Consider the following 25,899-nt stretch of genomic DNA (forward strand, 5'->3'; position numbering starts at 1 on the left):
ACAGATAGGTTTGGGCACATGATCAGTGTGAAACGGCGCTTCGGCGCAGCTTTTATTTCAGGACTTGCCGTCGCAGGCACCGTCTACCTCGCAACAGGTTTGGCGTTCTTCACGGCGAACGGTGCCGCGGCAGAGAATCTGCCGACGATCGCCGAGTACTTCTTGCCGATGGCCCTCGTGCTGTTCGTGCTGTACTCCTTGGCTGCCGCCCTGGAAATTAACCGTTTCTGGTACACCGCTGCGGTTACCGGCCTTGTCGTCGGTATTGCGTCTGCCTTCTTCGGTACGGCGCTCGGCATCATCGCGTCGGGAGCCGAATGGAACCCGGAGGCCATGGCATTCATTCTGGCCAGTCTCTTGGGAACGAACCTCATCTTTGTGGTCGCGACCATCGTCGCGGCGGTCACCGTTGGTCGTCGTGTCTGGGCTGCTCTGGCAGTGCCGACGACTCAGCCCACCCAGCTCACCGCTCTCGTGCGCGCGCCATCCTCACGCATGGCCGATGGCGAACTGACGCACCTCGACCGAGTGCCTGTCGACGCCGAACTCGCGGATGCCCAGTGGGAAGGGTATGTCGCAGCGCTCAAGGCCAACGGCTTCGAAACCATCGAGGTACCCGCCGCCGACGAGCTTGCCGACTCGGTCTTCATCGAAGACACCGTTGTGATGTTTGGCGACGTCGCTGTGCTCACGAGCCCGGGCGCCGAGAGCCGCCAGCCTGAGATTGATGCTGTTCGCTCGAGCGTCACTGAGCTGGGCATCGAACTGCACGAGATCACACAGCCAGGCACGCTCGATGGTGGCGACGTTCTCAAGGTGGGTTCAACGGTCTATGTCGGCCGCGGTGGTCGCACGAACGCTGAAGGTATCCGCCAACTCCGGGCTATCGTGACGCCGCTCGGCTACACACTGATCGCTGTGCCGATCGAGAAGGTGCTGCACCTCAAGAGCGGTGTAACGGCACTTCCCGACGGCACGATCATCGGTTACCCCGACCTCGTTGACAATGTTGATCTCTACGACCGATTCTTGGCCGTTCCAGAGGCCGAGGGCGCAGCTGTTGTCGTGCTTTCGGATGATGCTGTGCTCATGTCGTCCTCAGCCCCCCAGACTGCCGCACTCATCGAGAACCTCGGGTATCGCGTTGTCACGGTTGACGTGTCAGAGTTTGAGAAGATGGAGGGCTGCGTTACGTGCCTCTCCGTCCGCATTCGCTGAATTGAGACTCTGTCAAAAAATTTAGCGACAATGATTGCGGTTAGGCCGGGGCAGGCATATTCTAAAAGGCTGTCTGCTCCGCGTCGGTTCGACGAAATGCAGCGGTTCACTGTCGCACGGTAGCGACCAGCAATAATCTCGATCATCGCTTACGGTGATCCCTTTTCGTCAAGGAACCACGTTGTCTCACGAGTCTGCCCAGCCCACGCGTGTCAAAGCGGTCGGCACTTTTGCGGCCATCCGCCGTCTTTATCCCTACGCTAAGCCGGCGATGCCGCATATCTATTTGGGAATGGCCGCCGCGCTAGTGGCGGGAGTCGTGGCGCTGCTCATCCCGCAAGTGCTGCGTTCGCTGGTAGACGGCCCGCTCCAGTCAGGGGACTCGAGCAAGATTTGGCCGGCCTTCGGTATCGTTCTGGGTCTCGGCATTGTCGAAGCGATCATGATTGCGTTGCGTCGCTACTTCGTGCTCACGCCAGGAACACATGTCGAAGCGCGCATGCGCAATACGCTCTACATGACGCTGCAGCATTTGCCCGTGAGTTTCCACGATCGGTGGCCCAGTGGCCAATTGCTGTCGCGAGCCGTCAGCGATTTGAACCTCATCCGCCGCTGGTTGTCCTTCGGTTTGGTGCTGCTCGTCGTGAACGTGCTCACGATCATTGTCGGGCTCATCTTCCTCGTCAACATCTCGTGGGTGCTCGGGGTCATCTTCATCGTGACGTCGATTCCGCTGTGGATCTACGGCTACGTATTCGAAAAGAAGTACTCGATCGTCGCCCGCCGCAGCCAAGACCAGACCGGTGACCTCGCAACCGCCGTCGAGGAGTCGGTTCACGGCATCCGCGTGTTGAAGGCTTTCGGGCGCGGAAAGCACGCCCTCATCGGATTCTCGGCTCAGGCCGAAAGTTTGAGAGGCACCGAGATTGAAAAAGCTCGGGCTATCGCCGGTATCTGGTTGTGGCTGCTGCTCGTTCCCGACGTCATGTTCGCGCTTGGCCTCCTGGGAGGGGTATGGCTTGTCGTGGAAGGCAACATCTCCGCCGGTGACCTTGTCGCCTTCTTCGCGACCGCGACAGTACTGCGCTTCCCCGTGGAATCGATCGGCTTCTTGCTCTCGATGACGTTCGACGCGCGCACGGCAGCCGACCGCTTCTTTGAAGTGATGGATTCCGAGAACCCCATTACTGACCCCGAGAACCCCGAAACGATTACGGAGAGCAAGGGCCAGCTTGAGTTCACTAACGTGCACTACCGCTACCCGGATTCGCCCGCGAACGTTCCTGATCTCGTCAATGGCATCAACCTCAGCATCGAACCGGGCGAAACGATGGCCCTTGTGGGGCTCACGGGTTCAGGAAAATCGACGATCACGGCTCTCACGACGCGTCTCTACGATGTGACGGAAGGGTCGATCAGCATCGACGGAGTCGACATCCGCAACCTCACTCTCGTTGAGTTACGTCGTCATCTGGCCATGGCCTTTGAGGACGCCACGCTCTTTTCATCGAGCGTGCGCGAAAACGTACTCATGGGGCGGCCCGACTCAAACGAAGAAGAATTGCGTGAGGCGCTCAGCATCGCGCAGGCCGACTTCGTTTATGACCTGCCCGCGGGGCTCGACACCCTCGTGGGCGAAGAGGGTTTGAGCCTTTCTGGCGGCCAACGGCAGCGCTTGGCGCTCGCTCGCGCGGTCGCGGCGAAACCTGCCGTTCTCGTGCTCGACGATCCGCTCTCCGCGCTCGACGTTGACACAGAAGCCCTTGTCGAGGCGGCATTGCGCAAGGTGCTGAGTTCCACAACGGCGCTCATCGTCGCCCACCGGCCATCCACTGTGATGCTCGCCGACCGTGTCGCTCTTCTCGAAGATGGCAAGGTCACCGCGGTCGGAAAGCACTCCGATCTGCTGGCCAGCAGCAGCCACTATCGCTATGTCATATCCAGTCTTGAAGAGGAAGAACAGGAGGTCAGCTCATGAGCGTGATGGGAACCTCTGGCGAAGAGCGTAACGACTACACCAAAGAGGAAAGCCGCCAGATTCGCCAGCGTTCGCTGCGACTGCTTGGCTCGTTAATCGCTCCCTTACGTGGCCGCGTAATTCTTACGATGGTCGTCGTTGTCGTGAGCACGGCCGCGCAAGTTGCTGGCCCTGCGCTGATCGCGTTCGGTATTGACCGAGCCTTGCCTGCACTGATTGACGGCAATGCCTTGCCGCTCGGGCTCACGGTAGGCGCCTACCTTCTCACTGGTATTGCGGGTGCCACGATGATTGCCTGGTACACCGTGCTGAGCGCGCGCGTGAGCCAAGCGATTCTCTTTGACCTACGCAAGCGCGTCTTCTTGCACACCCAACGGCTGAGCCTCGAATTCCACGAGAGCTACACCTCGGGCCGCATCATCGCACGCCAAACGAGTGACCTCGATGCAATTCGCGAACTGCTCGACTCGGGCATCAACCAACTCGTTCAGGGCGCGCTCTACATGGGGTTCATCGCCATCGCGATGTTCTCCCTCGACTGGGTGAGCGGCGTCATTCTGTTCTGCGCTCTTGTGCCGCTGGCGTTCTTGACGCGCTGGTTCCAATTGCGCTCGCAACTCCACTTCCGCGAGACGCGCACGACTTCAGCCAAGCTGATCGTGCACTTTGTAGAAACCATGACCGGCATTCGAGCGGTGAAAGCATTCCGCAAAGAGGAGCGCAACAAGGAACAGTTCGGTGGGCTCGTTGAGAATTACCGGGATGCCAACGCCCGTGTCATCCAATTGTTCGGAATCTTTGACCCGGGTCTCGTTCTCATCGGCAACGTTGCTCTCGCCATGATTCTGCTAGTCGGCGGACTGCGGGTCTCGCAGGGTGATCTCGCGATCGGTGCGTTGTTGGGTGCGCTGCTGTACGCGCGTCAGTTCTTCGCTCCGGCGCAAGAGATGGCGATGTTCTACAACTCCTACCAGTCTGCAGCCGCAGCGCTCGAGAAGATCTCGGGAGTGCTCGAAGAGCGCCCGACAGTCGCTGACCCCACGACCCCGATTGACCTGCGTAAGGCCAAGGGAACGGTGTTGTTCGATGGAGTCGAGTTTGCCTACAACTCTGACAAGGTGATTCTGCCGAAGTTTGATCTCGAGTTGTCTGCTGGGCAGACCATCGCGATGGTGGGCACAACGGGCGCGGGAAAGTCGACGCTAGCGAAGCTCATTTCGCGCTTCTACGACCCCAGCCAGGGCGCTGTTTCGCTCGACGGCGTTGACCTGCGCAAGCTGCATCCGAAAGATCTTCGCCGCGCCATTGTGATGGTCACTCAAGAGGCGTACTTGTTCTCGGGCAACGTGGCAGACAACATCGCGCTCGGCAAACCCGACGCCACGCGAGATGAGATTATCGCCGCGGCAAAGGCAGTGGGGGCGCACGAATTCATCGAAGCCCTACCCAACGGCTACGACACCGATGTCAACAAGCGAGGTGGCCGGGTGAGTGCCGGGCAACGACAATTGCTGTCGTTCGCGCGAGCGTTTATTGCTGATCCTGTTGTGCTCATTCTGGATGAGGCGACAGCGTCGCTCGATATCCCGAGCGAGCGACTCGTGCAGGCTGGCCTTCAAACGCTGCTCGCCGATCGCACCGCCGTCATCATTGCGCACCGACTCTCGACGGTCGCGATCGCCGACCGTGTGCTCGTCATGGAGCATGGTCGCGTGATCGAAGATGGCACGCCGCAGGATCTCATTTCAGGCTCCGGAAAGTTCGCCCAACTGCACGCGGCGTGGCGCAACTCCCTCGTGTAGTCCGGCAGTTTTGTTCACGGCGTCGAAATCGATCGACCACCCGTGGGGTAAAACCACAAGAGGCCGGTGTCATGCGCTTTCGCGCACGGCACCGGCCTCTTGTGGAGGGTGGGAAGACTAGTCGACGTCTTCGTCTACCCAATCGAAGGTCTTCGTTACAGCCTTCTTCCAGCTACGGAGCAGTCGTTCGCGCTCGTCTTCGCCCATGCTGGGCTCCCAACGGCTGTCTTCCTGCCAGTTCTTGCGCAGGTCATCGAGGCCATCCCAGAAGCCGACTGCGAGGCCTGCAGCGTAGGCCGCGCCGAGTGCTGTCGTTTCGGCAACAACCGGGCGCACAACGGGTACGCCCAGAATGTCAGCTTGGAACTGCATGAGCAGGTTGTTGGCGATCATTCCACCATCGACCTTGAGCTCAGTGAGGGGGACGCCGGAGTCCGCGTTCACGGCATCGAGAACTTCGCGCGTCTGGAACGCGGTAGCTTCGAGCGCGGCGCGAGCAATGTGTCCCTTGTTGACAAAGCGAGTTAGTCCCACGAGGGCTCCACGAGCATCCGAGCGCCAGTAGGGAGCGAACAGTCCCGAGAACGCCGGCACGAAGTATGCCCCGCCGTTGTCGTCGACGGTCTTCGCGAGAGTTTCGACCTCGGCTGCATCCTTGATGATTCCCAAGTTGTCGCGCAACCACTGGATCAGCGAACCCGTTACAGCGATTGACCCTTCCAGTGCGTAGTGCGCGGGAGCGTCGCCCAGCTTGTAGCCGAGCGTCGTGAGTAACCCGTTCTTGGAGTGAATGATCTCGGTGTCGGTGTTGAAGATCAAGAAGTTACCGGTGCCGTAAGTGTTCTTAGCTTCTCCGGCATCGAACGCAGCCTGGCCGAATGTTGCAGCCTGCTGGTCTCCGAGGATTCCCGCGATGGGAACCTCACGAAGCAAGCTGTTCGATTCAGCCGTTCCATACACTTCAGAAGAACTCTTGATGGCGGGAAGCATGGAAGCAGGAACCCCGAAGACGTCGAGGATGTCCTGACGCCATTCCAGAGTTTCGAGGTCCATGAAGAGCGTGCGGCTGGCATTGGTGACGTCAGTAGCGTGCACTCCACCGTTGATTCCTCCGGTGAGGTTCCACAAGACCCAAGTGTCTGTGGTGCCGAACATCAACTCTCCAGCATCGGCCTTCTCACGAGCGCCCTCGACATTCTCGAGGATCCAAGCAATCTTGGTCCCTGAGAAGTAGGTGGCGAGGGGCAGACCGACGATGCTCTTGAAGCGCTCAACTCCACCGTCCTTGGCGATTCGATCAACGATCGATTGCGTGCGAGTGTCTTGCCACACGATGGCGTTGTAGATCGGCTTGCCGGTAGTGCGATCCCACACAACGGCAGTTTCGCGCTGGTTGGTGATTCCGACTGCGGCGATGTCGTGACGCGTAAGGTTCGCGGTGGAGAGCGCCTTACCGATGACCTCACGAGTGTTCGTCCAGATCTCTTGAGGATCGTGTTCTACCCAGCCGGCCTTCGGGAAGATCTGCTCATGCTCGAGCTGACCCATCGAGATGACCGAACCGGCCTTGTCGAAAATAATGGCGCGGGAACTCGTGGTTCCTTGGTCGATTGCCAAGATGTAGTTACTCATATGACTGTCTCCTTCTTCAGTTCATTAACGGGGGAGCAGACCCAATCGAGGGAGCCTGCGGTCTGCTTCAGCTAGCTGACGATGGGGAGCAGCGGGACCGAAAGCAGTCCGGCAAGAACACCACCGATGATGGGGCCGACGACGGGAACCCAGGAGTAGCTCCAGTCGCTCGAGCCCTTGCCCTTGATAGGAAGAAGGGCGTGAACGATTCTCGGGCCCAGGTCTCGAGCTGGGTTGATGGCGTAGCCGGTGGGACCACCGAGCGAAGCACCGATACCGATAACGAGAAGAGCTACCGGGAGAGCGCCGAGGGCAGCAAGTCCGCCGCCCGGGTCTTGGCGACCGAATCCGATAACGACGAATACCAGAACGAAAGTGCCGATGATCTCAGTTACAAGGTTCCAGCCGTAGCTGCGAATCGCGGGACCGGTGGAGAAGACAGCGAGCTTCGCGCCAGCATCCGGCTCATCGTCAAAGTGCTGCTTGTAGGCAAGCCACGTGAAGACGGCACCGATGATTGCACCGAGCAACTGGGCGGCGATGTACGTGAGCACCGAACCGACGGTCACAGCGACACCGAGACTGAATTCGGTCGCTCCGCTGGCCACAAGCCCGAGCGTGACGGCCGGGTTGATGTGCGCTCCAGAGTTGTACGCGACGATCACACCGGCAAAGACGGCGAGACCCCAACCGAAGTTGACCATGAGGAAGCCGCCGTTGAAGCCCTTGTTTTTAGCGAGGGCTACGTTGGCTACGACACCCGTACCCAAGAGGACCAGGAGGGCAGTATACCCACCAGCTCCGACAGAAATATTGCGCCTAGATTGTCCACATTGACCGTCCTTATCTCCAGTGATGTTGTCTGCGCGACTCTGTTTTACGGCAGTTTCCCAACGATTGAAAAGGTAGTCTCATTCGCTTGCTATTGACAGGGTTTTAGGCTGCACGTTGGTGCACTATTCCCGGGTTGTTCATGTTTTTGGCGTGTGAAACGCATGAAATCCCGCGCTCAAGGGGTCTCGGGGGCAGCAGGCAAACCCGCTCGTTTCGCGCCGCGTGCACGAACGTGCAGTGAACAATCACAACGGGTCAGGGGGCGCGGCGCTATCAGCGAAAGGCCTGTAGGCACTAAAGCGGGCGGTGCCGCGCTAGCCGCAGTTGGACGCGATAACTGCCGTCGGGCATCCATCTCAGTGGCGTGGATTCAGCCTCGTAGTGCACGAGCGCTCGATCCTCGTGAGCGAGGGGTGGATGCCCGCCCGAACGGATGACGCGCCACCACGGCACATCGGAACCGTAGCGGGCCATCACGGTGCCGACAGCGCGCGCTGCTCGCGATCCGATTGTGGCAGCCACCTCGCCGTAGGTCATCACGTGTCCGGGCGGAATCGAGTCGACGACTTCGAGCACGCGGCTCACGAAATCGTCGCTGGGGGCGGGCATGGCAAGCGCTGAATCTGTGGGGAATTGTTGTGGGGAGGAAATGAGTGCCCAGTCACGCTTTAGAGCGTGTACTCGCCGAGCTTCTCGCCGTACTGGGTTTCGCCCACAATTTTAAAGCCAACTTTGAGAAAGAACTGCTCGGGGCCGTCGTCGCCCTCTTCCCAGATTGCGGTGATGCGATCAAAGCCGCGACTGCGAGCTTCTTCGGCGAGAGCCTTTACCGCGAAGCGGCCAATTCCTTGACCCTGCTCATCGCCGGCAACGCTGACGCGCCAGATGCAGCTGCGGAATTCTTCTTGAGAAGCGTTGGGGTCAAAGTTGCCGCGAACAAAGCCAACGACCTTGTCGCCGTCGACGACAACGCGGGGCCACGAGGTCAACGGGTCGATGAAAGCGTCCGCGATTGCGTAGGAGGGTGGAGTGACGAATTGTTCCTGCCCGCGTCGCAGCGAGAGGTTGTTGGCAGCCACGATCGTGCTTGCCGATAATTCTTCAAGTCTTAGCTCACCCATGGATACAGGCTAACCCGCGGTAGACAGATGCGCCAAGGTATCTCGATGTCGAGATACTTAGGAAAAAGAGTAAGCTGGTAGAGGCCACAAACTAAGGAGCAAAGCTTGTCCAAGATCAAGGTAGAAGGCACCGTCGTCGAACTCGACGGCGACGAAATGACGCGCATTATTTGGCAGCGGATCAAGGACACCCTGATCCACCCCTACATCGACGTCAACCTCGAGTACTACGACCTCGGCATCGAAAGCCGTGACGCAACCGACGACCAGATCACCATTGATGCGGCTCACGCCATCCAAAAGCATGGTGTCGGCGTCAAGTGCGCAACCATCACCCCCGACGAAGCCCGCGTTGAAGAATTCGGCCTCAAGAAGATGTGGCGCAGTCCTAACGGCACCATCCGCAACATCCTTGGTGGCGTTATCTTCCGCGAGCCGATCATCATCTCGAACATCCCGCGACTGGTTCCCGGCTGGAACAAGCCGATCATCATCGGCCGTCACGCTTTCGGTGACCAGTACCGCGCTACCGACTTCCTCTTCAAGGGCAAGGGAAAGCTGACCGTAGAGTTCGCTCCCGAAGACGGCTCTGAGCCCATGAAGTTTGAGGTCTACGACGCCCCCAGCGACGGAATCGCTCAGGTCCAGTACAACCTCGATTCCTCCATCGTTGACTTCGCTCGCGCAAGCCTTAACTACGGTCTTTCGCGCAACTACCCCGTGTACCTCTCGACGAAGAACACGATCCTCAAGGCCTACGACGGTCGCTTCAAGGACATCTTCGAAGAGATCTTCCAGACCGAGTTCAAAGAGAAGTTCGACGCCGCAGGCCTCACCTACGAGCACCGCCTCATCGACGACATGGTCGCTTCGGCCATGAAGTGGGAGGGCGGCTACGTCTGGGCCTGCAAGAACTACGACGGCGACGTACAGTCCGACACTGTTGCTCAGGGCTTCGGCTCGCTCGGTCTCATGACTTCCGTTCTGGCAACGCCAGACGGAAAGGTTGTGGAGGCAGAGGCAGCTCACGGCACCGTGACTCGTCACTACCGCCAGCACCAGCAGGGCAAGCCCACCTCCACGAACCCGATCGCATCGATCTACGCGTGGACCCGTGGACTCGCTCACCGTGGTGTGCTCGACAACAACCAGGAACTCGTGGACTTCGCTTCGACTCTGGAAGATGTCGTCATCAAGTCGGTCGAGGCCGGTCACATGACCAAGGACCTCGCGTTGCTCGTCGGACCGGACCAGAAGTGGGAAACCACCGAAGAGTTCCTTGACACTCTCGACAAGAACCTCGCAACGCGCTTGGCGTAACCTGCCCGTCGCGCTAGCGCGACTCGCGTGAGTTGCTGCACCTCACTGAGATCAGCGTGTTCATGAAGAGCCCGGAAGCTTGAGCTTCCGGGCTCTTTCGTTTAACTCTAAGGAAAGGAAAAAACACAGGTCTCTCTGGTTACGCTTGACCTCAGCCGCGACTTCTCCGCCCGCTCGCTCAGGGCTGGAGAGCACCACTCGGTGCGGCGTAAGGAGACAGCAATGACCATTGTTCTAGCAGGATGCGGCGACCTGGGGACCGAGGCCGGGCTTCGATTTGCGGCGTTGGGGCATCCGGTCATGGGATTGCGACGTTCGGTTGAAAAACTGCCCCCGGAGATCACTGGGCAATCAGTTGACCTGTCCGTGCAGGTGCCGACGCTGCCCTCGGACACCAGCGTCGTCATGATTGCGGTGAGCCCGGATGAGCGAACGCCAGATGGCTATCGTGCCACCTATGTCGAGAGCGTGCGCAACATTGCTGACGCGATTCGAGCCGACTGTGCGGTCGCGCCGAGAGTGATCTATATCTCCTCCACCGCGGTCTATGGCATCGAGGATGGTTCTTGGGTCGATGAGTCGACGCCGGCGGACCCGGTCTCGGGCACAGCATCCGTCTTGCGCGAAGCCGAATTGCTGCTGGCCGAGAGCGTCGAGAACTCCACCATTCTGCGACTGGCGGGAATCTACGGCCCCGGTCGCACGCGGCAGATTGACCGCATTCGCGAGGGCAGGGAAGCGATGTCGCCAACGCCGCGGTTCACGAATCTGATTCATCGCGACGATGCCGCAGAAGCTATCGTGCACCTTGCCACCATGAGGACATCACCCGACAGCCTCTACGTCGGAGTGGACAATGAGCCAAGCGATCAACGCGAGATTATCGAATTTTTGGCTCGCAGCATCAGCCGCCCGGTGCCGCCGCTGAGCGCTGACGTAACGAGTGATGCCCGGGGGCACGGCAAGCGCTGCCGCAATGACCTTCTGAGAGCCACGGGCTTCTCGTTCACTTACCCGAGCTACCGCGAAGGTTATACGGCCGTGCTGGCGGGAGCGGGCGTTCGCCATAGCTAGCGTCCCAGAGAACTCGTCTAAACTCTCCCGAGCACAACTAAGGGGGTTCGCGTGCCAACAGTCAAACACTCTCACTCGTCCTCCCCGTCGGATGACGCACTCATCGACACTGTGATTGGCGGCCGTTATCGCATTACGGAGCTGATCGGTCGCGGCGGAATGGCTTCGGTTTATCGTGCCCTCGATGAATCTCTTCCCCGAGAAGTTGCGCTCAAGCTGATGCTGCCAGGAATGGCCGATCCGGATGAGTTCCGCAGACAGCGCAACGAGGTCGAGACTCTTGCGGCACTCAATCATCACGCCTTGGTGACCCTGTTCGACGCGGTAACGGAGCCGACTGAAGTCGCAGATCGCGTGTTTCTTGTCATGGAGTTCGTGGATGGTCCTAACCTGCGTGAAGTGATGACAGCGCCGTTGCCGGCGCAACTGGTCGCGCACCTCGGCGCTGACATTGCCGAAGCGCTCCACTACATGCACGCTCGGGGAATCGTGCACCGGGATGTCAAACCCGCCAATATCCTGCTGGCGAGTTCAGAACTTCCCGACCGCCAGTTTCATTCCAAGCTTGCAGACTTCGGGATCGCTCGACTTGTTGACGGCGCCAAAATGACGTCGACGGGAACCATCATCGGCAGCGCGAGTTACCTCAGCCCCGAGCAAGCGCGCGGTGGTGAAGCGTTGGGGCCATCCGATGTGTATTCGCTCGGTCTCGTTTTGCTCGAAGCGCTAACGGGCAAAGACGCCTTTCCGGGAACCGCAATCGAGACGATCGCTGCACGACTGAACACTTCGCCTCAGGTCTCGGATGCTCTCAGCCCGGAATGGCGAGACGTGCTGGTTAGCATGACGGCTCTGGATGCTGAGCGACGTCCGCTTCCGATGGACGTCGCGGTTGCACTGCGGGCGCTTGCCTACTCAATGGAGGGCGTGCACACGATCGAAGTGGTGCCGACCCGATCGCTCGTTCCGCCTCAAGGCGAAGCAGCTGAGGCAGCAGAGTTCGAAACCGTGGAGCTCGCAGCCACAGAGCTCGCTACTGCAGGGCTCGCAGCTACCAAGGCCTATACCCGCGTCGATACTCAAGCGACAGAGGCCTGGGCCGTGCCGGCAGCTTCGCCCGACTCAGGGGCTTCGCGATCAACCTCACCGGCAGCGACCTCGTCTACCACGGCGTCGTCTACCATGGCGTCGCCGAGACGAAAGCTCAGGCTCAAGCGCGACAGCGTCACGAAGCTCAGCGTCGTGGTGGCAATCGTTCTCGTGCTCACTGTGGGAACGGTCGCCTGGTCGACCATCCAGAATCAGTCGGCCGCCCAATCAGAGACTGAGTCCCCTGAATATCCGGCGGTGCCTGGCCCACTCGGAACACACCTCGAACAGCTTCAAGAGAGCGTGGAGCCATGAACCTCAAAACACTAGGACTTCCGAGGAGTATCGTCGCGGCCGGTGCGGCACTCGTGCTCGCGTTGTCGCTGAATGCTTGTGCGCCGAGCTCGTCTGAGTTCGACACTGATGCAGCATCGCTGTTGCAATCATCGGTGGCGGACGTGACTGATGCCGCAGCAGCGGGTGACCCGGCTGCTGCGTTGGTGGCGCTCGATGTGCTCCAAGAGCAATTGAATGAAAACACCTCGACCGGTGCCATAGGGGCTGAGCGGAGTGCTCGAATTCAAGCGTCTCTCGATCTTGTGCGCGCTGACCTTACGGCGGCACTGCCTGAACCGACACCGACTGCAGATCCGGCAAATGGCAACGACAAAGACGACAAGGGCGGCAACGAAGACAAAGGCAACAAAGGCAACAAAGACGACAAGGGCAACAAAAACGACTAGGTTTCGCTACCGCCCCGCGCTCTCATTCAACCTTCGGCTAGTACTCGGGTGGCGTAGAGACTCGCTGCCTACCGTCGAAGGGCAGCACAACTGCGCAACCGTCGACGAATTGGAGATACCATGTCATCTCAGACCCAAGCAACAGCAGACCAGCTCGACACCATCCGGTCCATCATGAAGAGCACTCGAATCGCGATGCTGACCACGGTCGAAGCTGGCGGCGCTCTGCACAGTCACCCGATGACAGTGCAGGAAGCGGACTTCAACGGAGACTGCTGGTTCCTTGCCTCCGAGAATGCGGATGCTGTGCAGCAGCTTGAAGCACACCCGCACGTCAATGTTTCTTATTCTGGCTCCTCGCAGTGGCTCTCACTCGCAGGTTCGGCTGAGGTCGTTCGCGATCAGGCCAAGAAGACGGAACTCTGGAACACGTTTACCGATGTGTGGTTCGAGGACGGCGAGACCGATCCTTCGGTTGTTCTCATCCACGTCACGGGAGAGTCGGCACAGTACTGGGAGAGCCCGGGCAAGGTCGCAACCCTCGTCGGGGTGCTCGCCGCAAAGGTTTCGGGGGATGAGCCGCAGACTGGCTCATCCGAGTCGGTCGCAGTCTAGAGGTCATCTGAGGAGGGCTGCCCTCAGCCCTCACTGCCAAGGGCAGGCTGTGCTCGCTAGCCGGATGCGGCGAATGGGAGTATAACGAGGGCATGCCAACTATTCGCGCGGCAGTGCGCCGCTACCCGCTCGTCGCGCTCACTGCCGTGGTTGGCGTGGTGGGACTCGCGCTTAATTGGACTCCAGCTGCCGGCATCGTTCCGTGGCTGCTTTCTCTCTACGCACTCGTGATTGCTGCTCGCGAGGCAGTTCTCATGGTCCGAAAGTTCCTGCGGGGGCAGTTTGGTCTCGACGTGCTTGCGGTCACGGCGATCGTCGCGACAGCCGTTGTCGGCGAGTATTGGGCGAGCCTCGTCATCGTGCTGATGCTCACGGGCGGGGAAGCGCTCGAAGACTTTGCGGCGGGGCGGGCCAAGCGAGAACTGAACGCGCTGCTGAACCGGGTGCCTCAGACAGCACACCAGGTGACCGAGTCAGGCGACATCATCGACATTCCTGCCACTGAGGTCGAGGTGGGCGACCGACTCGTCGTTCGCCCCTCGGAGATTGTGCCAGTGGATGCTGTGCTCGTGTCTGCCACCACTTCCGTCGATGAGTCATCGTTGACGGGCGAGAGCATGCCGGTCGAGAAGGCCGAAGGCGATCCGCTCTTGAGCGGATCGGTGAATGGGCCAGAAGCTGTCACGGTGCAGGCGAGCGCACGAGCATCCGACAGCCAGTATCAGCGAATCGTCGAACTCGTCACCGAAGCGACGCAAAGCAAAGCGCCGATCGTGCGTCTTGCCGATCGGTACGCCGTGCCCTTTACTCTCGTATCGATTGCCTTGGGTGCGATCGCGTGGTGGGTTTCGGGCGACCCCGTTCGATTCGCCGAAGTTCTCGTAGTGGCGACGCCGTGCCCGCTTCTGATCGCTGCCCCCGTTGCCTTCATGGCGGGGATGTCTAGTGCGTCGACCTATGGCGTCGTGGTCAAAAATGCCGGAACGCTTGAGGTTCTGTCCCGGGCAAAAACGGTTGTCTTTGACAAGACTGGCACCCTCACGAGCGGACATCCTGTTGTCGTAGAGGTACGTCCGACTGGCAGGCTAAGCGCCGACGAACTGCTCGCACTGGTAGCCGCGGCCGAGCAGTATTCTTCGCACGTGCTTGCGGCATCCCTTGTCGACGCCGCAAAGGAGCGGGGGCTCGCTCTAGCGGAGGTTGTGGATGCCCGTGAGGTCGCCACGCACGGAGTGCAGGCTCATATCGGGTCGAGGGTTGTGACCGTCGGAAAACCAGCGTTTGTTGCAGAGCACGCTCCGGGGCTCACGCGTCTGGAATTGCAAAGTGGTGAAGCGGCGGTCTATATCGGAATCGATCAGGAGTATGCCGGGGCGATCATTCTGCGCGATGCCGTGCGGCCGGAAGCGGCGCGTACTCTGACCGAACTGCGGGCGCTGGGCATCCAGAACACCTTGATGCTCACCGGCGATGTAGAGCAAACGGCGCGCAAGGTCGCCGACGAACTGCAGATCAGTGAACTGCATGCCGAGTGCTTGCCGCACGACAAAGTGCGCATCGTGCAGGCCACGACTCCTCGACCCGTCGTCATGGTGGGCGACGGCGTGAATGATGCTCCCGTGCTCGGCGCCGCCGATGTGGGAATCGCCATGGGAGCGAAAGGGTCGACTGCCGCGAGTGAGTCCGCCGACGTCGTGCTTCTCGTCGATGACCTCTACCGGGTCGTGTCGGCAATCAAAGTCAGCCAGCGCACGGTGCACATCGCGCTGCAGAGCATCTGGATCGGTATTGCCATCAGCATCGGCCTCATGCTGTTCGCCATGACAGGGGCGCTGCCGGCTGTGGTCGGAGCGGGGCTGCAAGAGGTTGTGGATCTGGTGACGATTCTCAACGCCTTGCGGGCGCTCGGACGTGGGCGTGAGATCCCTACCACCCGAACAGCGACGAGTAAGAGCGTGACGTCAGCTCGCTAATACCCCGAGAAGTAGTCGGTGTGGATGCGCTTGGCACCGTTCGTGCGGAGCGCTGACTTGAGGTCGTTAACGAGCGCCGGTGGCCCCGAGAGGTACACGCGACGATCGCGCAAGTCGGGGATGTGTTGAGAGAGTGCGTCGCCGCTCATTCGGCCCTCGCCACCGCGCACCCAGCCCTGAGGGAGGCTTGCAGCTGATTGCGGCCCAAACACGATTACGCGGGTATCGGTTTCGCTGATCGGTTCACTAAACGGCAGCGGTTCTGAGCTTGAGGTCGCGTACACAAGCACGATGTCTCGGCCCTCGGCTTCACGATGGGCGTGGGCAATGTGGCTTGCAAAGGGAGTGACACCGATGCCGCCAGCGACGAAAAGGAGAGGCTCGTCAGTGTTACGTGGCAACACAAAGTCACCCCAAATGCCGGTGGCGTTGACTTGAGAACCGCGCGGAAGCGATAAGAGAGCGGCTTTGAAACTGCTCGATTTTTCTGGCGCTGTAAAGGTCACAGAAATCATGCCGCCGGCATCGGGCGCTGACGAAATGGTGAAGTACCGACGGACGCCACGGAAATCTGCCTTGGCGTGCGGGATCGAGAGCTCGATGTACTGACCGGCACGGAACGAGATAGAGCGGTGCGGGGCGAAGGTGAGTTCCCACGTTCCCGGGACGAGCTCGACTTTCTCGACCAGTGACATCCGAATCGTGCGGCGCTGAGTGAACGCGAAGGCGATGAGGTTTCCTATGAGCAGCGCCAGGAGCGGGTCGCTGAAGACAGGGCCGATCGAGAACGGAATCGCAAAGAGTAGCGCGACGAGCACGGCGAGACTCAGGCGTTGCCAGCGCCGCGGCGGCAAGGTGAGCGGTTCGCTGAGCATGAAACCGACGAAGAAGATCATTTGCGATGAGGCGAACGTGAAGCTGAGCGCCTCGGCAAGATCGCCACCGTTAGCGAGGGTAAGAGCGATGCGGATGCTCGCAGCCACGACAACAAAAGTGAGCCCGAGGTCAAGGCGCTGGGTGCGGTACAGAACCAGAAAAGCGGCCACGACAATGATGGGCTGCAGCCAGGGCGTTCCGATCCACCAGGTGGGAAAACCGAGCGGAACGAAGATGAAAACGTAGGCCCCGATGGCGGCTGGATTGAAGATATGGCGCCCGCGGAATGCAAGCAGATACTTGGATGCCGCGGCGACGGTCGACGCGAGTGCGATGGCGAGCAGGCCATCCAATTGCATGCTCGGAGCCATGATGAAGAAGACGAGAAACCCGGTGATAACCGACGATTCGAGGTGCGCGCGCTGCCGAACGATTCGAGCGCCGAGCCAACTCGCGCCACAACTAAACGCGACAGCGACAGGCAGGCTCGCGAGCAACGCGAAGGGATCGGGTGAGATCAGATCGAAAAACGCAAGAGCTATCGAGGCCACCGCGAGAGCGGCGAGGCTGCCGAGCACAAGCTTGTACATGGCGATTGCGCCGAGGGATCTGTCAAGCCAGCGTTTCATAGGAATATTTCTCCGGTGAGATCCGGCGAGTACTCTACCCGGCCGGTTGAATGCATCCGTACCCACTCAAAATTGAACTCTACGGCGAGAGCGGCGGGCTCGGCAAAGAAAAGTGCTGTCGCGAGTCCGTCAGCTTCGAGAGCCGTAGGAGCTATCGCCCACGTCGCGATAATGCGCTCGGTGGGCAGACCGCTGCGCGCATCCAGAATGTGGTGGAGCCCCGCCCACGCCCGACGATTCGGGGCTGAAGCGCAAACAGCCTGGTTGCTGACGCTCACGACACCAATCGCTTTGCTCGTGTCGAGCGGATGCTCCAAAGCGACTCGCAATGTGTCGTTGCCTCGATGCAGAATATCTCCGCTCGCGTCCACGGTTGCGGCACTGACTCCGTGCTCGGCCAACACCTCGGCCACGAGATCGACGAGATAACCCTTGCCGGCGGCGCCGACGTCGAGCACGGCGGGCGTCAGGGTCGTGAGCTCGCTGCCGTTCCAGCTGATGGCTTCGTGCCACTCAGGCACGCGACTGCGTTTAGTGGCGGGCTGCAGTGAATAGGTGCGGTCGTAGCCGAGCTCTTCCAATGCTCGGCCCACGAGCGGGCTCATGCTGCCAGACGTGGCGTCGTAGAGGCGGCGGTAAAGCTCAAACAGTGGGGGAGCATCCGCCGGAAACGTGTAAGTGCCTGGCGTGCGGGAGATCTCGCTCACGAGCGAGTCGTCGCGAAACCGAGAATAGGTGCGGTCGAACAGTTCGATTCGGTGCGCGATGGCAGCTTCTACATCAGAGCCGAGGGGCTCTGCGGTGTCTATCTGCCACGGCGCACCGATGGCGTCAAACTGATTACTCGGCGAGAGCATCTGCTTTGATCGCGTCGACGGCCTTGTTGAAGCCGCCGCTCGTGAGTGATGATCCGGCTACTTTGTCGACGGAAAGCTCGTCGATGTTTTTGCCGACGACTTCTGAAGCGATTCCGCCGATGAACTCGCCTTGAAACTGTTTGGTGTTGGGGTTATCGCCGTGGCCAACAACCTCAACGTCAGTGACAACGTTGCTTTCGAGCGTGAGGGTGACATCCACTTGTTCGGCACCGTTGGGCGACGTGTAGTCGCCCGACTCGGTGTACGTGTCGTCGGTGTAGTCGGCACCGGTGACGGCATCGGGTGCGTTGACGTCGGCCGAGCCGCTGTCAGATCCGGTGCTCGGTGATGAACACGCGGATAGTGCACCCACGAGGGTGACACCAGCGAAGAGGGCTACGACGGTTTTGTTATCGGTGAGGCTGCGCATGGGGCTCCCAGAGATTGGCGAGTGTTCAGTATGCCCGAGCTAGCCTGATGAGTAGCTGGAATGGTGAAGGATGATGGGAGTCGGTCTCGCCGTTATTCGTTGCGGACGTCCCGTGCTTCTGCGCTTTCGTCGTTTCCGAGTAAGACTTCGGCGTCATCGAGCTCAGGCGCCTGACCGATCGCTTCCTCGAGTTCGTCGACGAGGAGGGAGTCGGCAGCAATGATTCCGCCGCGGTAGCCAGCACGACCAATCATGTGCGCTGAGACGGGAGCCGTGAGCATCTGGAATATGAGGAGAAAGACAAGCACAAGAATCGTCGAGAGCTTGCGATCCTGCAGAGCAATCGCGAGCAAGATGAACGCCAGCCCGAGAATTTGAGGCTTCGTGGTGGCGTGAAGTCGCGCGATTGCATCCGGGAACCGAAGGAGACCGACCCCCGCCGCGACGGAGAGGAAGGCACCGAGGAAGAGAAATACTCCGGTGAGGATGTCCACGATTGTGTCGAAGGTCATGAGTGCTTGTTTCGTGAGACGTAGCGTGCCACAACTACCGAGCCGAGGAACGCTGTGGTGGCCAAGACGAGCATCGCCGACAAGCTTCGCGTATGAGAGTTATAGACCATCTCGGCGCTCAGCGCGCAGATGATCGTGGTGAGCAACATGTCGGAGGCGATCATGCGGTCGAGAATCGAAGGACCGCGGATGACGCGGTACAGCGCCATTATCGCCGCAGCCGTCAGCATCACCCCGATGACGATGAATACCCATGCGGTCACGATGTGGCCTCCGTACTTTCGATGCGCGCGAGGTCTTCCTTCGAACCGATCGCGCGAACAATCCGGGATTCAATCACGAGCACTTTGCGGCGCATCGCTTCGATGTCGGCCGCTGTTGTCGTGTCGAAGCTGTGGAAATAGAGGATCGAGCGCTCGCGATCCACTTCTACGACGATGGATCCTGGCACGAGAGACATCGCGATTGCGTCAAGGGTCATGACGAAATCGGAGCGCGTTCGCAGCTGGATCCCGATGACCGAGGAGAGGGGGATCGGCCGAGGGCTCAGCGCTTGAAAGGCCACGGTAAACGATGCGACAGCGACGTCGACGGCAAAGTGCACCAAGAAGACGGCCAAGTACAAGACGTTGAGGCGGCCAGAGATGTCAGCAGGGGGCAGGTACAGAACGCGGGTGACGGCGATGGCAACAATGATGCCAGTGAGGATGCTCACCCAGGTGAGCTGGCCCCACAGCACCATCCACAGCACAACGAGCCCCACTAGGAGCGGCAGTTGCTGCCAAATTCGACCGCGTACCTCTGTGCGGGAGGCGGCGCTCGCAGTCTGCGAATCGCTAGTCACCGTGCTCGTGGAGTCGCTCATTCGAAACCTCCAGGGAAGACGGTCGTGACGTAGTAACCGGGGCCATCGATATTTTCGCCAGCGTTCGCGCTCAGGTCGAAGAGTGGGGTGGCGAAGACTGTCAGCCCGACGCTCACTGCGACCATCGCAACCGTGGAGGCCACCATGATCCGAGGCGTCGTGCGCACGGATTCGACCTCGGCGGAGGCGCCTTCTTCCGCGATCATCGGAAGCGGGTTCTCGTAGTTGGCGACCTCATCAGCATCGCGCCAGAAGATCATGCTCCACGCGCGGGCGAGGGCGTACAGCGTCAGGAGGGAGACGAGGGCACCGCAGCCTATAAGTACCCACGCGAGAACGGAACCATTATTTGCTCCCGCTTCGAACAGTGCCAACTTGCCGAGGAATCCGGAGAAGGGGGGAATGCCACCAAGGCTCAGCATCGGGATAAAGAACAGCACCGCGATCATAGGGCTTGTCTTCAGCATCCCACCTAGCTTGTTGATGCCGGTGGTTCCACCCTGTCGCTCGACGAGCCCGGTGGCGAGGAACAGCGTCGTCTGAACCGTAATGTGATGAACGATGTAGTAGGTTGCCGCTGCGAGTCCGGCGGCAGTATCGATTCCGATTCCAAAGAGCATGTAGCCGATGTGGCTCACGAGCGTGAATGACAAGAGCCGCTTGATGTCTGATTGGGCGACAGCACCCAAGATTCCGGCGACCATCGTGAGCCCCGCAACGATCAGAAGAACCGTATTGAGTTGCCCATCCGGGAAGATGATCATTTCGGTGCGGATGATCGCGTACACGCCGACTTTGGTGAGCAGTCCCGCAAATACAGCAGTAACCGGAGCCGGTGCCATCGGATAGGAATCGGGAAGCCAGAATGACAGCGGGAATACCGCCGCTTTGATGCCGAAAGCGATGAGCAACATCACGTGCAGAATTAGCTGGATGTCGGCGGGCAGTTCAGCAAGCCGCACGGTGAGCTGGGCAATGTTGACGGTGCCCGTCGCGCCGTAGATCATCGCGATTGCAGCGAGGAAGATGACCGAGGAGACCAAACTGACGACGATGTAGACGGTGCCCGCTCGGATACGCGGAGCCGTGCCTCCGACAGTGATCAGCACGTAACTGGCGACGAGCAGAATCTCGAAACTGACGTAGAGGTTGAAGAGGTCCCCCGCGACGAAAGCGTTGAACACTCCGGTCGCCAGAATGAGGTACGTCGGATAGTAAATCGACACGGGGGTTTCGCGGTCACCGTCGGCGAGCCCTTGACCGGCTGAGAACACAAGAACGGCGAGCAGCACAGCAGCCGACACGACGAGCATCAACGCCGAAAGCCGATCGACAACGAGCACAATTCCGAAGGGGGCCTGCCAGCCACCTATATTCACTGCGATCGCGCCGTTTGTGCCGACCGCGATTAAGAGCGCGACCCCGATCACAAGAACCGCGCTGAGCACGCTGACTGCGATGAAGGTTTGCACTCGTGGATGCTTGGCCTGAGTGAGTGCAGCGGCGGCGCCGAGGAGCGGTAAGAGAACGACGAGGGTTGTCAGCGCGCTCATGATCCGCCCTCCTTGTCGTTCCGCTGGGCGCGAGAGCGTTCGGCGGCTAGGCTCTCTTGTTCCTCGCGCTGCTCTTGTTCGGTGAGGTCGACCGCGGTGGAAATAGCGGCGGCCGCTCGAGTACCGAACTCTGTGTCGTCGCCGGGAACCACACGATCCATCGTTACCGAACTGCTGCGGCTGCCGAGAGCGACGTCTTCGGAATCGTCATAAACAACGTCGGCATTTGCGAGTCGCCACGAGCGGTAGATGAGGGCGAGCAAGAATGCCGATACTCCGAACGTGATGACGATGGCGGTAAGGATAAATGCCTGCGGTAATGGGTCGGCCGTGGCATCCTCTTCGCCATAAAACGCCGCGGCACCAGAGGGGCCAGAGACGATGAGGATGAGCAAGTTGGTGGCGTTTCCGAGAAGCAAGAAGCCCAACAAGACGCGCGTCATGCTGCGCTCAAGCAGCAAATAGACGCCAACCGAGTAGAGAATCACCATGATGATGACGAGCGTGAGGGAGGCGTTCATATGGTGCTTCCGCTCTCTAGGGATTCAGAGGACTCTTCGCGTTGACGGTCGATTTCAGCCCCGAGGCTGCGCAGCACATCCAGCACCATGCCTATGACGACGAGATACACACCAATGTCGAAAAGTGTGGAGGTGGAGAACTCAATGGGGCCAAGCATCGGGACCGTCGTCTCGAAGAATGTTGAGGTGAGAGCATCCGCCCCGAGGAGCAAAGGAACGGTTGCCGTTGCCGCCGCGAGCACGAGACCGACTCCAAGAATCTGGCCAGCGCCGAAGGGGGCGGCTGCGCCGAGTTCGTAGCGCCCACCGGCCAAGTAGCGGCCAGCGAGAGCGAGTCCGGCCACGAGTCCCGCAGCGAACCCGCCTCCGGGGAGGTTATGCCCGGCGAACAGTAAGTAGAGCGACAGCACGATGAGGGGGTGGAAGAGAAGGCGGATGACGACCTCGAGCAGAATTGAACGATTCTCGGGCGCAAGTTTGCGGCCAGCGAGTAGCCACGCGTTGCGGGTCGAGGGGTCTCGAACGCCCGGGACATACTCGGGGGAGACGATTTCGCGGGACGGCTTGAGGCGGGCGCGGATGTCTCCGCGAGCACGTTTTTCGGAGACCCGAGGGAGGTTGTCAGTGCGGCTCCGCAAAAATACCAAGCTGGCGACACCAGTCGCGGCCGCGACAATAACCGAGAGTTCACCGAGGGTGTCCCAACCGCGGATGTCGACGAGAACGACGTTGACAACATTTCTGCCGTGACCAATGTCATAGGCCAACTGGGGGAGTGCCTCAGAGATGGGAGCCGCAGTACGGGCGCCGAGCGCAACGATCGCAACAACGCCCATGAGCAAGCCGACCGCGATTCCCACCGCAGCGCGCAGCAACCGTCGTGAAGTGCCGTCTTCTTGCCCCAAGCGGGCGGGGAGTCTGCGCAGAACCAACACGAAAGCAATTAAGGTGACTGTTTCGACCAGCACTTGAGTAAGGGCGATATCGGGGGCACCGTGGAAAGCGAAGAGTGCCGCCATGCCGTAGCCCACTATTCCCACAAGCACCGCTGCCGGGAATCGTTTCTTCGCCGCAACCACTGCCAGCGCTGCGATGATCATGACGAGCCCAATCGCGAGCTGGCCGGCACTATCGAAGAGGGAAATGGAGTCGGGCCAGGTTCGGTTCAAGGCGAGCGTGGTGCCCACCGCGCCAACCATAACGAGCAGGATGACCGTGAGGTAGAACGGCAGTGAGCCGCGCTGAGTTGTTGCTGTCACGCGTAGGGCGAGGCGGTCGAGCATCCGAAGCGTTGATCGGTACAGCTGGTTGGAATCGACGAGCGATGGCACCCGTGACTGGGCAGCGAAAACCCTTGCGCGCGCCCAGAACAGTCCGAGACCACCCAGCAGAGTGAATGCCGAGATGAAGAACGCTGTATCGAAGCCATGCCAGAGTTTGAGCGAGTACTCGTAACCTTCGGATTCGAAGAGCGTGGAGTACCGAGCCAGAACTGTTCCGACGGCGCCGAAAAATGGTGCCAAGACGAGTCCGCTGACGGCGAGGATGCCGGGAGAGGAGAGGAACCACACGTTCTCGTGTAGCGGGCGCACGGTTTCAACGTCTCGCTTGCTGGCGAATGCTCCCCAGAGGAACCGCGCGGTATAGGCCACCGTGAGCGTTGACCCTACGGCGACACCGACGACGGCAATCCACCCCAGAGCTGAACCGGAGCTCGCGCTCTCCACGAAGCCCGCCAGTACGGCCTCCTTTGCCACGAATCCCGCGGTCAATGGAACGCCGGCCATCGAGGCAGCCGCGAGGAACGCGATAGTGGCGAGGAATGGCGCTTCTCGGCCAAGGCCGCTGAGTTTTGTGAGATCGCGAGTTCCGACCCGGTGATCGATGAGCCCGACGACGAGGAACAGGGCAGCTTTAAACAGCGCGTGGGCGAGAAGCAGAGCGACCCCCGCGAGGGCTGCCGTGCGAGTGCCGAAGCTGACAACCGTCAGTAGAAACCCGAGTTGGCTCACGGTGCCGTAGGCAAGCAAAAGTTTGAGGTCGACTTGCGTGAGCGCGCGCCATCCGCCCACCAGCATTGTGAGCACTCCGAGGCCGAGCAGTAGCGGTTGCCAGCCCGGGGTTTCAGCGAAGCCGGGCGCGAGACGGGCGATGAGGTAGATGCCGGCTTGCACCATTGCGGCGGCGTGCAGGTAGGCGCTGACCGGTGTGGGGGCTGCCATCGCCGCGGGAAGCCAGAACTGGAACGGGATGATCGCCGACTTGCTGAGGGCACCGACGAGGATCAGCATGATTGCGATCGTGACGGGGGTGCCTTCGGGGGCGAGTTCGATAAGTCGCGAGAGGCTCGCGGTCTCGGTCCGCTCGGCGAGCATGACGATTCCCACGAGCATGGCGAGGCCGCCGGCGGTGGTCACGATGAGGGCTTGCATCGCGGCAGCACGGCTCGCGAGTCGACCTGTGTTGTGCCCGATAAGCAAGAACGAGAAGACCGTGGTGGCCTCCCACAGGATGAAGAGCAGGTAGACGTTGTCGGCGATCACGAGGCCGTACATAGTGCCGGTGAAGGCGAGAAATACGGCGGCGAAGCGGCCAAGGCCCTCTTCTGAATCAGCGAAGTACTTGATGCAGTAGAGCATCACTAGGGTGCCCACTCCGGTGACGACGAGGCTCATAAGCCACGACAACGCATCCATTCGGAAGCTGAAGTCGAGTTGCAATTGGGAGATCCACGGAATGTTCTCCGCGGCAGGCGTGCCGGAAAGCACAGCGGGTGTTTGCAGCACCGTGTAGACGAATGCCGCCGCGGGAATAAGCGCCGTAATGAAGAACACGCGGGCGCCAATTCTGCGCGTGAGTGCAGGGATCACGAGCGAGAAGATCGCGAACGCACAGAGAAGAGCAATCACGGGGCTCTCCTCTGCGATCGGGGAACGGAACCTAGCGAAGACAGTCTATCTGACCGTTATCTGTGATCTTGGGGTGAGGATTGCGGTAACAATTTCGTCGCGAGGGTTGCAAATCTTTAGTTCGTAAAGTTTACTAACAATCATGACGATGGGGTTCACGAACGGAAAAGCACTTCGACCGACGGCGAAGGTGCTGCCTGAACACGCACGCAACCACAACCGTTCCCTCGTGCTGCAAACTCTCTACCGCCAAGGGGAACTAAGCCGAGCAGACATTGCTCGTGAAACCGGACTCACTCGCGTCACGATTTCAGATCTCGTCGCAGAACTGATCGTTGACGGACTCATCGTTGAAATCGGCCACCGCGAAGGCAGCCGCCCCGGCAAACCCGCGACAATGCTCGAACTCAATGCGGAAGCCTTCGACATCATCGGCATCGACCTCAGCGACTACAGCATGTTTCGTGGTGCCGTCATGGATCTCCACGGCGGCATTCGTCACCGCCACGACATCCCGCTGGCCGAAAGCACCGGGGCGGATGCCACGGCAAAGGTCATTTCGCTGATTGACGCTCTCGTGGCTACCGTCAGCCGCCCTGTGCTGGGTATCGGTGTTGGTTCACCCGGTGTTGTGGATCTTGCCGGAGTCGTCTTAAGCGCCCCCAACCTGGGCTGGACTGATCTTCCGCTCCAGAGCATGTTGGCCGAACGCTTTGACCACCCGGTCGTCGTAGCGAACGACGCCAATGTTGCTGCCCTCGCCGAGCACAGCTTCGGTGGTGCCGCGAGCGACATGATGCTCGTCAAGGTGGGGCACGGTGTTGGTGCGGGGCTTTTGCTCGGTGGCATTCCCCTCTTCGGCAGCACGTTCGCCGCGGGAGAGATCGGCCATGTTGTGGTCGGTACCGATGGCGGTATGGAGTGCGTCTGCGGCAAGATCGGTTGCTTGGAAACCTGGCTGGCAACACCGCGCTTAGACACCGCGCTCGCTGCGGCATCCGGTGATGATGCACGAAACACAGTTTTGGCAGAAGCAGGGCAACGCCTCGGCATCGCTCTCGCTCCCGTCGTTGGCGCGCTCAATCTCTCAGAGATTGTGCTGAGCGGGCCAACCTCCCTGCTTGAGGGTGCGCTTCACAGCGCCACCGTCGAGACACTCCGCAATCGAACGATGGCCAAGTTCCATGGCGATCTGACCGTGCGGATGACAGCGCTCGGAGAGGACATTGTCATGCGCGGCGCAGCCGTCATGGTTCTTTCCGCGCAACTCGGAGTCTCCTAGCGAAACTCCACGCACTACGAGGTGTCCAGCTATCCGCTGACACTATCGCCCTAGGAAAGGAAACAC

At 60.2% G+C, this 25,899-nt stretch carries 22 protein-coding genes and 1 pseudogene; 10 read left to right on the plus strand and 13 right to left on the minus strand.

Annotated features, from left to right (window positions below; genetic code table 11):
- Positions 1-18: 18 nt before the first annotated feature.
- From ddaH to AACZ26_RS03860, 3 genes are all read left to right on the plus strand, one after another.
- Positions 19-1,218 (plus strand): dimethylargininase, encoded by a 1,200-nt coding sequence (ddaH, locus tag AACZ26_RS03850; RefSeq protein WP_339619268.1) that lies wholly within the window; start codon positions 19-21, stop codon positions 1,216-1,218.
- A gap of 271 nt (positions 1,219-1,489) precedes the next feature.
- On the plus strand, positions 1,490-3,196 hold the full coding sequence (locus AACZ26_RS03855; RefSeq protein ID WP_339620625.1) for an ABC transporter ATP-binding protein: 1,707 nt from the start codon (positions 1,490-1,492) through the stop codon (positions 3,194-3,196).
- Positions 3,193-4,998 carry an ABC transporter ATP-binding protein gene (locus AACZ26_RS03860; RefSeq protein WP_339619269.1) on the plus strand — a complete coding sequence of 602 codons (1,806 nt, stop codon included), beginning with the start codon at positions 3,193-3,195 and terminating at the stop codon, positions 4,996-4,998. The genes AACZ26_RS03855 and AACZ26_RS03860 overlap by 4 nt, the downstream gene beginning before the upstream one ends.
- A 117-nt stretch (positions 4,999-5,115) precedes the next feature.
- On the opposite strand, the gene glpK is transcribed toward AACZ26_RS03860, so the two are convergent.
- The 4 genes and pseudogenes from glpK to AACZ26_RS03880 all read right to left on the minus strand — a co-directional run bounded on the left by glpK (position 5,116) and on the right by AACZ26_RS03880 (position 8,585).
- A complete protein-coding gene (glpK, locus tag AACZ26_RS03865; protein ID WP_339619271.1) occupies positions 5,116-6,630 on the minus strand; it encodes a glycerol kinase GlpK in 1,515 nt (504 codons plus the stop codon).
- 71 nt (positions 6,631-6,701) lie between these two features.
- Positions 6,702-7,462 (minus strand): annotated as a pseudogene (locus AACZ26_RS03870) (MIP/aquaporin family protein).
- Between the two features lie 296 nt (positions 7,463-7,758).
- Positions 7,759-8,073 (minus strand): MGMT family protein, encoded by a 315-nt coding sequence (locus tag AACZ26_RS03875; protein WP_339619273.1) that lies wholly within the window; start codon positions 8,071-8,073, stop codon positions 7,759-7,761.
- Between the two features lie 59 nt (positions 8,074-8,132).
- The gene (locus AACZ26_RS03880) at positions 8,133-8,585 is read right to left on the minus strand and encodes a GNAT family N-acetyltransferase (protein ID WP_339619274.1); all 453 of its coding nucleotides are present in this window, start codon (positions 8,583-8,585) and stop codon (positions 8,133-8,135) included.
- Positions 8,586-8,690: 105 nt separating this feature from the next.
- Here AACZ26_RS03880 and AACZ26_RS03885 point away from each other — a divergent pair, with 105 nt between their 5' ends.
- The 6 genes from AACZ26_RS03885 (at position 8,691) to AACZ26_RS03910 (ending at position 15,399) form a co-directional block, all read left to right on the plus strand.
- Complete coding sequence (locus AACZ26_RS03885) at positions 8,691-9,905, plus strand: NADP-dependent isocitrate dehydrogenase (RefSeq protein ID WP_339619275.1); 1,215 nt, start codon at positions 8,691-8,693, stop codon at positions 9,903-9,905.
- Between the two features lie 222 nt (positions 9,906-10,127).
- On the plus strand, positions 10,128-10,979 hold the full coding sequence (locus tag AACZ26_RS03890; protein ID WP_339619276.1) for an NAD-dependent epimerase/dehydratase family protein: 852 nt from the start codon (positions 10,128-10,130) through the stop codon (positions 10,977-10,979).
- A 51-nt stretch (positions 10,980-11,030) separates the two neighbouring features.
- A complete protein-coding gene (locus AACZ26_RS03895) occupies positions 11,031-12,383 on the plus strand; it encodes a serine/threonine-protein kinase (RefSeq protein WP_339619279.1) in 1,353 nt (450 codons plus the stop codon).
- On the plus strand, positions 12,380-12,811 hold the full coding sequence (locus AACZ26_RS03900) for a hypothetical protein (RefSeq protein WP_339619280.1): 432 nt from the start codon (positions 12,380-12,382) through the stop codon (positions 12,809-12,811). Before AACZ26_RS03895 ends, AACZ26_RS03900 begins: the two co-directional genes overlap by 4 nt.
- A gap of 120 nt (positions 12,812-12,931) precedes the next feature.
- The gene (locus tag AACZ26_RS03905; RefSeq protein ID WP_339619282.1) at positions 12,932-13,426 is read left to right on the plus strand and encodes a pyridoxamine 5'-phosphate oxidase family protein; all 495 of its coding nucleotides are present in this window, start codon (positions 12,932-12,934) and stop codon (positions 13,424-13,426) included.
- A gap of 92 nt (positions 13,427-13,518) precedes the next feature.
- Positions 13,519-15,399, plus strand: a complete 1,881-nt coding sequence (locus tag AACZ26_RS03910; protein WP_339619284.1) for a heavy metal translocating P-type ATPase — start codon at positions 13,519-13,521, stop codon at positions 15,397-15,399.
- Here AACZ26_RS03910 and AACZ26_RS03915 read toward each other — a convergent pair.
- The 9 genes from AACZ26_RS03915 to AACZ26_RS03955 form a co-directional block, all read right to left on the minus strand.
- Complete coding sequence (locus AACZ26_RS03915) at positions 15,396-16,904, minus strand: oxidoreductase (RefSeq protein WP_339619286.1); 1,509 nt, start codon at positions 16,902-16,904, stop codon at positions 15,396-15,398. The two genes, AACZ26_RS03910 and AACZ26_RS03915, sit on opposite strands and share 4 nt — an antisense overlap.
- Entirely contained in the window at positions 16,901-17,761 is an 861-nt protein-coding gene (locus AACZ26_RS03920) for an FAD:protein FMN transferase (RefSeq protein ID WP_339619288.1), read from the minus strand. The genes AACZ26_RS03915 and AACZ26_RS03920 overlap by 4 nt, the downstream gene beginning before the upstream one ends.
- Positions 17,745-18,191 (minus strand): FMN-binding protein, encoded by a 447-nt coding sequence (locus tag AACZ26_RS03925; RefSeq protein WP_339619290.1) that lies wholly within the window; start codon positions 18,189-18,191, stop codon positions 17,745-17,747. The genes AACZ26_RS03920 and AACZ26_RS03925 overlap by 17 nt, the downstream gene beginning before the upstream one ends.
- Before the next feature lie 92 nt (positions 18,192-18,283).
- Positions 18,284-18,703, minus strand: coding sequence for a monovalent cation/H(+) antiporter subunit G (mnhG, locus tag AACZ26_RS03930; protein WP_339619292.1), 420 nt, complete (start codon positions 18,701-18,703; stop codon positions 18,284-18,286).
- Positions 18,700-18,966: a monovalent cation/H+ antiporter complex subunit F gene (locus AACZ26_RS03935; RefSeq protein ID WP_339619294.1), complete on the minus strand. Its 267-nt coding sequence runs from the start codon at positions 18,964-18,966 to the stop codon at positions 18,700-18,702. The genes mnhG and AACZ26_RS03935 overlap by 4 nt, the downstream gene beginning before the upstream one ends.
- The gene (locus AACZ26_RS03940) at positions 18,963-19,568 is read right to left on the minus strand and encodes a Na+/H+ antiporter subunit E (protein WP_339619295.1); all 606 of its coding nucleotides are present in this window, start codon (positions 19,566-19,568) and stop codon (positions 18,963-18,965) included. The genes AACZ26_RS03935 and AACZ26_RS03940 overlap by 4 nt, the downstream gene beginning before the upstream one ends.
- A complete protein-coding gene (locus AACZ26_RS03945) occupies positions 19,565-21,121 on the minus strand; it encodes a Na+/H+ antiporter subunit D (protein ID WP_339619296.1) in 1,557 nt (518 codons plus the stop codon). The genes AACZ26_RS03940 and AACZ26_RS03945 overlap by 4 nt, the downstream gene beginning before the upstream one ends.
- Positions 21,118-21,642 (minus strand): Na(+)/H(+) antiporter subunit C, encoded by a 525-nt coding sequence (locus tag AACZ26_RS03950; protein WP_339619297.1) that lies wholly within the window; start codon positions 21,640-21,642, stop codon positions 21,118-21,120. Before AACZ26_RS03950 ends, AACZ26_RS03945 begins: the two co-directional genes overlap by 4 nt.
- Positions 21,639-24,551, minus strand: coding sequence for a Na+/H+ antiporter subunit A (locus AACZ26_RS03955; protein WP_339619299.1), 2,913 nt, complete (start codon positions 24,549-24,551; stop codon positions 21,639-21,641). Before AACZ26_RS03955 ends, AACZ26_RS03950 begins: the two co-directional genes overlap by 4 nt.
- 148 nt (positions 24,552-24,699) lie before the next feature.
- On the opposite strand from AACZ26_RS03955, the gene AACZ26_RS03960 reads away from it, so the two are divergent.
- A complete protein-coding gene (locus AACZ26_RS03960; protein WP_339619300.1) occupies positions 24,700-25,833 on the plus strand; it encodes an ROK family transcriptional regulator in 1,134 nt (377 codons plus the stop codon).
- Positions 25,834-25,899: the final 66 nt, after the last annotated feature.

Origin of the sequence: uncultured Salinibacterium sp. (genome assembly GCF_963974405.1) — a bacterium.
Lineage (GTDB): Bacteria > Actinomycetota > Actinomycetes > Actinomycetales > Microbacteriaceae > Rhodoglobus.